This is a genomic window from Pauljensenia sp. OF14-1SRA (assembly GCF_027694595.1).
In the GTDB taxonomy this organism is placed as follows: domain Bacteria; phylum Actinomycetota; class Actinomycetes; order Actinomycetales; family Actinomycetaceae; genus Pauljensenia; species Pauljensenia turicensis_B.
This window is the reverse complement of the sequence record NZ_JAQEVQ010000003.1, coordinates 188,875-198,088: the sequence shown is the minus strand read 5'-3', so window position 1 is coordinate 198,088 and position 9,214 is coordinate 188,875. Positions and strand designations below refer to the sequence as shown.

Sequence of the window (9,214 nt, the reverse complement as noted above, 5' to 3'; positions counted from 1 at the left end):
CGTGTTGTTAGTTTCTGACCCAGCCTTTTCGGATGTGGAGGCCGTCTTCCCAGGGGGCTTGTGTATTTATGGTGGTGTCGATTTCTACCGGCCCTGGGGGCAGTTCTTGTAGTTGCTTTTTCTTTGGTGGTTTCGTGTTATTAATGAAGGTTTCGAGGGGCTGATGGTCAACACTTCTGGCGTAGAGCCAGTAGTCGATCGCGGTGAGCATGTGGGGCTCGGACAGTCCGCGGTGAGCGCGTAGAAATGCTTTTAATGGCGCGTTCGTCCCGCCCTCGAGGCTGTTGGTTGTGGATGCCAGGGGCTGGCTGGTGGAAAGTTCGGGATCGAGGAAAGTGAACAAGACCCCATCCTTGATGTAGTGATCAAGGGAGCGGACGATGGTGCGGGTGTGTTTATGGGTGTACCACCATTTCTTGTTATGACGCGCCCAGGAGGGGATCTGGTCGGCGGCTACTTGATGGCGGTAGGTTTTCTCGTTGAGCCAGGCATCGTAGAGTGCGTGGTAGGCGGCGAGGGCTTTGTGCCAGGTGATGGCTTGCTCGGTGGTGGTGATTTTGGTCAGGTCGAGCGCGAGTTTGTAGAGGGCCTTGTGTTGCTCGGTGCGAGGTCTGGTGGTTGTCACGCGGCGGATGTTGCGTTGGATGTGGACTAGGCAACGTTGTATATGGGTGGTAGGCCAGCATGCTGTGATCGCTGCGAGGGCGCCTTTGTCGCCGTCGGTAGTCACCACTAATGGTGCCGGGATTTTCTCGAGCAGGGCTGTGTAGGCAGCTTTGGATTCCTTGGCACACAGCTGGTAGGCGACGATCCCATGGGCGGTGGTAGCAGTGAGGATGCACCAGCCGTAGCCTATATAGGTCCCGTCGATAAAGATCTGGTCATAGACCTCTCCGGTGACCTGCCAGATCGGGGCCGTGTCCCAGCACCACACATGCACCCTATCCCAGGTCCTCGCTGAGTTGGTCAGGCGCCGTTTAGGTACAGTATCGGTCACAAACTCGAGGAAGTCTCGAAACTGTTTGTTGCGGTGTTGGCGCTGGTTACGGCTGGTATAACTGTATTTACATTCGGTGCAATACCAACGCTGGCTTCCGGAAGGGTTCTTGCCATTTTTCTTCATGGGCTGATTGCAGATCGGGCATAAACGGGAGCGTGTACTACGTTGTTTCACCCCATGCACATAACCGGGCTCAGATCAAGGAAGCAACACAATTCACCGCAACCGCCCTAATCACACCGACTTTCCCCCGTCAAATCACTGAAAACACCGATCTTAAGCAACGATTTTTGTCTATTAACCCCCTCGCACTGAACAAGCGCGGTCTTTTTTGGGTGCCGGTGGTGAACAAGCGCGCTGCTTTTGTGGTCTTGGTGCTGAACAAGCGCGGTGGGAAGAGCGGGGTTTGGGCTTCGTGGTCCTTTGCGATACCGGAAATACCAGAGGGTGGAAATTCTCGCAAAGTGACAGACGGGGTCGCAGAAGAACCGAACTCGCCGGGGCCACGAGTACGCTAGGGAACAAGTGACACAACGCTTTCCGGCACGATGCCGGCGTGAATGAAGGAACTGAAATGGCACGATTGTTTGGCACCGACGGTGTCCGTGGCCTCGCGAATGTTGATATTACGGCTGACCTGGCGCTGAAGATCGGTGAAGCTGCTGCTCGCCACTTTGGTGCGGTCCGCAGTGATGGGACGAAAGCGCGTGTCGTCATTGGTCGAGATACGCGCATTTCGGGTGAGTTCCTTGAGCACGCTCTGGCTGCCGGGCTTGCAAGCGCAGGCATGGACGTGACTCTTCTTGGCGTTGTGACGACTCCGACCGTTGCCTACCTGACTGCTTCGCAGAACGACATTGACTTGGGTGTCATGATCTCGGCGTCGCACAACCCGATGCCTGACAATGGCATTAAGTTCTTCGCGCACGGTGGCTACAAGCTCCCCGACGCGGTTGAAGATGAGATTGAAGCGCTGATCGGAACCGAGTGGGACCGCCCGACCGGCGACGGCGTCGGTGAGGTCGACGCGCAACATGAGAAGGCGAAGCGCCTGTACGTTGACCATTTGGTGAAGTCCGTGAACGCGGACCTGAAGGGTCTGACGATCGTCGTTGACTGCGCTAATGGTGCCGCCTTCGAGCTCGGTCCGCTAGCGTTACGTGAAGCGGGTGCCGAGGTCATCGTCATCAACGCTGAGCCCGACGGCCGTAATATCAACCTCAATGCTGGTTCAACCCACCCTGAAGGCCTGCAGAAGGCCGTCGTCGAGCACAAGGCAGACCTTGGTGTCGCTTACGATGGTGACGCAGACCGTTGCTTAGCAGTCGATGCTGAAGGCAACCTGATCGACGGTGACAAGATCATGGGCGCGCTCGCGGTGGATGCGCGTGAGCGTGGCAAGCTCAAGGGAGACACCCTTGTCGTGACCGTGATGTCGAACCTCGGTCTGATTCTCGCGATGCGTGACAAGGGCATTAAGACGGTTCAGACCGCAGTCGGCGACCGCTACGTGCTCGAAGAAATGCGCGCCTCCAACTATGTGCTGGGTGGCGAACAGTCCGGCCACATTATTGACCTCGACCATGCGACGACGGGTGACGGGATTCTATCGTCCCTGCTGGTTGCTCGTATGGTGAAGGAATCCGGTCGCTCCCTGGCGGATCTGACTGCGTTTGTTGAGCGCTTGCCGCAGACCCTCATCAATGTGGGCGGGGTTGACCGTAGCGGTGCAGCGACGAACGAAGCTGTTGCGGCGGCTGTCAAGGCTGGTGAAGCGCAGCTCGGCGATACCGGTCGTGTTCTTCTTCGCCCGTCGGGCACCGAGCCGTTGGTGCGCGTCATGGTTGAGGCCGCCACCCAGGAACAGGCTGATTCTGTAGCAGCGTCACTCGCTGACGTGGTGAAGGAAAACTTGGCGATCTGATACGAGGCACCCGCTTAGGGGTGCGACTGAGACATTCAACGGGCTTGGTAGGGGTATCCTCTACCGAGCCCGTTGAGCTTTGTGTTCACCGCCAGAGGCGTTCAGAGTTCTAGAGGGAGCCTCGTCGCCCCTGATGCGAACTGGGAAAGCCGGTCGCTAGTCCTTACGTAATAGCAGCGAATCGACGCGGTGATCCTGGTCTTTGTGGAAGATCATCGTGGCGCGTTCACGAGTGGGGGCGATGTTTTCGCGCAGGTTTGGCAAGTTGATTGCCGACCAGACCATGCGCGCCGTCGTTTCGGCCTCCGTGTCCGTCAAACTGGCGTAAGTGCGGAAGAAGGAGTCTTCACGCGAGAAGGCAGTCTGACGAAGAGTGAGGAACCGGTCGACATACCACTGCTCGATGTCGGATTCTTTAGCATCGACGTAGATCGAGAAGTCGAAGTAGTCAGACACGGAAACACCGAGCGCCCCAGGGTGCAGGCGCGGGGGTTGCAGAACGTTCACGCCCTCGACGATCAGAATGTCGGGAGCCTCGACGTGGAGGATTTTGCCCGGGACAATGTCGTAGACGACATGCGAGTACACGGGAGCAGTGACGTCTGGCGCCCCCGACTTCACGGCGGCCAAGAAACTCAGCAGAGCCTGACGGTCGTAGGACTCCGGGAAGCCCTTGCGTGCCATGATGCCCTTTTCTTCGAGCACGGCGTTCGGATAGAGGAAGCCGTCGGTTGTCACTAGGTCGACGCGCGGGGTGTGCTCCCAACGCTGGAGCAGAAGTTGCAGAAGGCGGGCGACGGTTGACTTTCCAACGGCCACCGAGCCGGCAATTCCGATGACGAAAGGGGTGGGTGTGGGCGCTTGCTCGCCGAGGAAGGTGGCGCGCTCGCGGGCGGTGCGTCGCCTGCCGTCAACGTACAGCTGAAGGAGCGCAGACAAAGGGCGATAAATCGCGTCGACTTCGCTCATGTCGATGGGGTCGCCTAAGGAAGCGATCCTGGTGATGTCTTCTTGGGTCAATGGCAGGGGAGTGTGGTCGACCAACCTATCCCAATCGGCGCGTTCAATGCGCGTAAAAGGGGAGATCGCAGAGTAAGCGTGTGCATTGTGGGAAGTCACGATGGCATTGTCTCGCACTCGCTTGTTCGAATGCACCTTTGAGTCAAAAGTGTGAAGAATGGCGGGTATCTGACGGACGTGGGCAAGGCGATGAGCGCAACTCTGTTCGATGTGTTGGAATTGTTTGCATGTGTGGAATTGTTGGACATATTGGTTGTACCCCGTCGGCTCGTTCGCGTGAGGTCGTCATGGGGGGCCTCGCTCGCTTGGAATACCGCGGATACGACTCTGCGGGTTTGGCTCTGTCAACTCCGGACGGCCTGAAGGTAATTCGCGCGGTTGGTAAGCTCGCGAACCTTGCTGATGAGATCGAGGTCCAGAAGCCTGCCGATGCTGTCGCTGCAATCGGTCATACTCGTTGGGCGACGCACGGTCGTCCGACTGTTGCGAATGCTCACCCGCATTCGTCTGCAGATGGTCGTTTCGCTCTGGTGCACAATGGCATCATCGAAAATGCTGACGCGTTGCGCGCCGAACTTCGCGCCGATGGCGTCACCTTTGTGTCCGATACGGATACTGAGGTTGTCGTCCACCTGATTGCCAAGATGTACGAGGCCGGAACCGCTGGGCAGTGGGTCGGCTCTCTTGCCGGAGTGCACGCTGGCGAAGATGCTGTTCGTCGCCTGATTACTGCAATGCGCGCTGTTACTGAGCGCCTACAGGGCACATTCACACTGCTCCTCGTCGCGGCCGATGCGCCGGAGGTTATTCTTGCGGCACGCCGTTCTTCGCCTTTGGTTGTTGGTTTGGGCGACGGCGAAAACTTCCTTGGTTCTGACGTTTTGGCATTCATCGAGCACACGAATCGCGCTGTCGAGATCGATCAGGATCAGATGGCTGTTGTCACGGCTCGTGGCGTGACTGTTCTTGGCCACGATGGGAATGTTGTTCCGCTCAAGGAATACGAAGTTGACTTCACTTCGGATCGCGCGACAAAGGACGGCTGGCCGACCTTCATGGAAAAGGAAATTCACGAGCAGCCTCGTGGCGTTCGTGAAACCTTGGAAGACCGTATTGATTCCACCGGTCACCTTGCACTCGACGAGGTCCGTATCCCCGAGTACATCCTGCGTGGCGTCGACAAGATCGTCATGATCGGTTGCGGCACAGCGTCTTACGCCGGTCAGGTCGCCAAGTACGCGATCGAACACTGGTGCCGTATCCCCGTCGAGGTCGAGCTTTCCTCTGAGTTCCGCTACCGCGACCCGGTCGTCACCGAAAAGACACTGGTCGTGGCCATCTCGCAGTCCGGTGAAACCATGGACACGATCCAGGCGATCCGTCACGCTCGCGAGCAGGGCGCGAAGGTCGTGGCAATCGTGAACACTCCGGGCTCGACCATTTCGCGTGAGTCCGACGCGGTTCTGCTGACCCACGCGGGCCCGGAAATCGCTGTCGCCTCTACCAAGGCGTTCACGTCTCAGGTCACCGCCTGCTTCATCCTTGGCCTATACCTTGCCCAGGTGCGTGGCAACAAATACTCCGACGAGATCATCGACTATATGGAAAAACTGGCTGAAGCGCCGGAGAAGATCCAGAAGGTCCTCGACCAGGGCGAGGCTGTCCGACAGTTTGCTCGCACCATGAAAGACACGACGTCCGTCATCTACCTCGGTCGCCACGTCGGATACCCGGTAGCCCTTGAAGGCGCCCTGAAGCTCAAGGAAATCTGCTACATCCACGCAGAAGGCTTCGCGGCCGGTGAACTCAAGCACGGCCCGATCGCACTGGTCGACGAAGGCCAGCCGGTCATCATCGTTGTTCCGACCCCGCGTCGTCCTGAACTACACAACAAGGTTCTAGCAAACATCCAGGAAGTTCGCGCTCGCGGTGCAAAGACCATCGTCATCGCTGAGGAAGGCGACACCTCCGTCGACGAATTCGCTGAAATCGTGTTCAGGATTCCTCCGATCCCGACGCTGTACGCACCCCTGTTAACGGTTGTCCCACTGCAGATCTTCGCCTGCGAACTCGCAACCGTGAAGGGCCTTGATGTCGATCAACCACGCAACCTCGCTAAGTCTGTGACCGTTGAGTAAACATCCCTGATTGGACTTTTCCTGCGTCTGCCACACGTCGTGGCAGACGCAGGATTCGTTTCATACGGGCGATTTCGCTTTCGCGGGACAAACCCCACTACCATCGGGCTGTATCCGCTTGTTGACCGAGTATGCGAGCCCGGCCTCGTACACCAAAAACAGGATTGAGATTATCGTGATCGACATTCTCTGGGCGCTCGTCCCATCGATTTTGTTTGGCCTTCAAACCACCCTCACCGGAGCGGTTCAAACAACTGACCAGCAGCGTGTTCTCGGTTTGACGACGGGTGGTTTTGTTCTCGCGCTCGCGGTCACGCCCTTCCTGGGGGTCGAGTGGAATGTGCGCGATGTAATCGTCGCTTTCGTCACCGGCTTGATCGTCGGCTGGGGTTTGGTGGACCAGGTCGCGGCTTTCAACGTGCTGGGTGTTTCGCGCACGATGCCGGTGTCGACGGGCGGGCAGTTAGCGGCAATCTCGCTGGGTGGTGTTCTTCTGTTCGGCGAATGGCGTCACGGTGGGGCGCTCCCGGTAGGCGTGGTTGCGATTATCGTCCTCATTCTGGGTATTTGGTTCGTGTCGCGCACCGAGGAAGGCTCCGATACGAAGAACCTGGACTGGGCGCGAGGGACGCGCCTGCTGGTCACATCGACCTTCGCTTTTTCAAGCTACGTGCTGATCGGTCGTGCATTCGGCCTTGACGGGCCGTCGATCCTGTTGCCACAGGCGACGGGCTACTTCCTTATTGCCCTGATCGCGTACGCCGTCGACGCGCGCCGGAAGGGGGACGAGGCTCCGAAGCTAGTGAGTGTCCCGATGGCGCAAATGACGGCACTTGGCCTGATGTGGGGTGCCGCCGTCGTCCTGCTCCAGGTCGGCGCTGGACGCGTAGGTGTCGCGACCGGTTTTACGCTGTCCCAGCTGGGCATTCTGATTTCGACTCCTCTCGGTATCCTCTGGCTGGGTGAACACCGCACGGGCAGGGAACTGCGTTGGACGGTCATCGGCGTCGCCCTGGTTATCGCGGGCGCTGTGCTTGCGGGTGTCGCTAAGGGGCTCGACGTCGCCTGAGGTGTTGTTCGTCCGCGCTTGGCGCACATCCCCCGGTCTTCTACTACCGCGCTTGTTCACGGTTCAGGGGTGTATGCGACTGCGCTTGTTCACGGTTCAGGGGTGTATGCGACTGCGCTTGTTCACCGTTTGAGGGTGTATGCGACTACGCTTGTTCACCGTTCATCCGCCTTTTCGCCCGGACGCGTTGAAAGCGACGATTGTCTGACGCTTCCTCACGTGTGCGCGCTTGTTCACCGCGCGGCGCCGACCCCTGAGAGTGAAGAAACCACGACAATCCGCGCAATAGGTTGATGCGTACCCAAAGGGGTGACACTATCACTGCATGATCTTCGTGAACGATCGCGCGACTGCGCGTGCCATTGAGGCTGACTTTTTAGCACGCCACACAGATGCAAGAGATAGCGATCCGGATTGGTTAATGAAGCGAGCGGCGCACGCAGTAGCTGAAGCCGTGACCGCGCTTGTTCACGATGACGCCACCGCGAGAAGCGCGCTTGTTCACGCTTCAGGAGTGTATGCGACTGCGCTTGTTCACCGTTCACCCGCCTTTTCACCCGAACGCGTTGAAAGCGACGATTGTCTGACGCTTCCTCGTGTGTGCGCGCTTATTGGAGGCGGGGACAACGGAGGCGATGCTCTGTATACGCTCGCCTACCTAGCTGAACAGGGGTTTTCCTGCTCGGCTCTGCTTCTTGCTCCGAAGTCTCATTCACGAGGCCGATCAGTTGCGCTTGAGGCAGGTGTGCAGGTTCTTGATGCTTACGCGCTTGTTCAGGAAAAGCTTGCCGATCAGCAGGATCCAATCGGTGGCGCTGACGGTGAACAAGCGCGGTCGAAGGTGTGGGCGCTCACTGACATTTCAAGCATTGCCACGGCTTTGGAAGCTCCTATCTGGATCGATGGAATTCTTGGCATTGGCGCGTCAGGCGAGCTTCGGGAACCGACACGCTCGTTCATCGATGAGCTTGCCCAGCTTCAACAAGCGCGGGGAGTGAAGGTCGTCGCAGTCGACGTACCTTCCGGGCAGTTCTCAGATGATGGGGAAGTGACTGGGCCCGTAGTGTCTGCGACAACGACCGTCACTATGGGATTGGTGAAGACACCACTCGTCCTCCCTCCCTCCGCCTATTACGCGGGGACTCTGCAGTGTGTTCCGCTGGGTTTTAACGCTCAAGAATCAGACGTTCGAGTCGTGAGCGACCAGGATATTGCCCGCACGGTCATTCGCCCCGATTGGGCAGACCACAAGTACACGCGCGGAGTCGCAGGCTTGGTAGCCGGCTCGGAAACTTACCCCGGAGCAGGGATCCTGACTTGTCTGGGTGCCAGCTATTCCGGTGTGGGCATGGTGCGTCTGGATGCGCCCGAACGAGTCCTTGACCTGGTGCTGACGCGCGAGCCGGGGATCGTTGGTGTCGGTGGTCGAATCCAGGCGGGTCTGGTTGGTCCGGGAATGGATGATGACACGCGTGTGAACGCGCTTGAGCTGGCGCAGTTCTGCGTTGCCTCGCATCTTCCCCTGATTGTCGATGCTGGTGCGCTGTCCTTTGTCCGAGAAGTGGCGACGATGGGAGGTTTGGAGCGGGTGCTCCTTACCCCTCACGCAGGCGAAGCCGAGGCTATGTTCAGCCAATGGGGTCAGAAGCGCCCCCGCTGGTGGGTTGAGCAGTGCCCGGTAGAGGCAGCACGTCTTCTTGCGAAGCTCAGTGGAGCAAACGTGTTGCTGAAAGGAGCCTCGTGCATTCTTTCAACACCGCACGGTGAAATCGTTGCTGTTCCGCGAGGGAGTGGCTGGGCTGGAGTCGCAGGAAGTGGTGATGTGCTGGCGGGCGTGCTCGCAGGCTTTGCGGCTCAGTGGGGTGCGAAGAATGAACGAGGCTCATCAACTACTTCGCTTGTTGAAGCTCTGGCTGCGGGCGCGCTTGTTCACGCGCGTGCCGGCGAACGCGCTGCGTCGAAGGTGAGTGTGAGCGGTGGCCCGGTGACCGCAATCCAGATTGCAAGATGCGTGTCGAGCGTGATCGGGGAGCTGCTCGTCTGATTTTTACTGCGCTTGTTCA

General features: G+C 58.6%; 7 protein-coding genes. 5 read left to right on the top strand and 2 right to left on the bottom strand.

The genetic code is table 11. The features are described from left to right. Window positions 1-7: 7 nt before the first annotated feature. A complete protein-coding gene (locus PG731_RS03375; RefSeq protein ID WP_270772171.1) occupies window positions 8-1,174 on the bottom strand; it encodes an IS1249 family transposase in 1,167 nt (388 codons plus the stop codon). Between PG731_RS03375 and PG731_RS03370 the strand changes: the two genes are divergently transcribed. Beyond that, entirely contained in the window at window positions 1,156-1,518 is a 363-nt protein-coding gene (locus PG731_RS03370; protein ID WP_270772177.1) for a hypothetical protein, read from the top strand. The genes PG731_RS03375 and PG731_RS03370 overlap by 19 nt on opposite strands. Before the next feature lie 56 nt (window positions 1,519-1,574). Then, entirely contained in the window at window positions 1,575-2,924 is a 1,350-nt protein-coding gene (gene glmM / locus PG731_RS03365; RefSeq protein WP_270772170.1) for a phosphoglucosamine mutase, read from the top strand. 156 nt (window positions 2,925-3,080) lie between these two features. Here glmM and coaA read toward each other — a convergent pair whose 3' ends face one another. Next, complete coding sequence (gene coaA, locus PG731_RS03360) at window positions 3,081-4,043, bottom strand: type I pantothenate kinase (RefSeq protein ID WP_270772169.1); 963 nt, start codon at window positions 4,041-4,043, stop codon at window positions 3,081-3,083. Window positions 4,044-4,171: 128 nt separating this feature from the next. Between coaA and glmS the strand changes: the two genes are divergently transcribed. The 3 genes from glmS (at window position 4,172) to PG731_RS03345 (ending at window position 9,195) form a co-directional block, all read left to right on the top strand. Further along, the gene (gene glmS / locus PG731_RS03355) at window positions 4,172-6,082 is read left to right on the top strand and encodes a glutamine--fructose-6-phosphate transaminase (isomerizing) (RefSeq protein WP_270772168.1); all 1,911 of its coding nucleotides are present in this window, start codon (window positions 4,172-4,174) and stop codon (window positions 6,080-6,082) included. Between the two features lie 175 nt (window positions 6,083-6,257). Beyond that, window positions 6,258-7,151, top strand: coding sequence for a GRP family sugar transporter (locus tag PG731_RS03350; RefSeq protein WP_270772167.1), 894 nt, complete (start codon window positions 6,258-6,260; stop codon window positions 7,149-7,151). 325 nt (window positions 7,152-7,476) lie between these two features. Beyond that, complete coding sequence (locus PG731_RS03345) at window positions 7,477-9,195, top strand: bifunctional ADP-dependent NAD(P)H-hydrate dehydratase/NAD(P)H-hydrate epimerase (RefSeq protein WP_270772166.1); 1,719 nt, start codon at window positions 7,477-7,479, stop codon at window positions 9,193-9,195. Window positions 9,196-9,214: the final 19 nt, after the last annotated feature.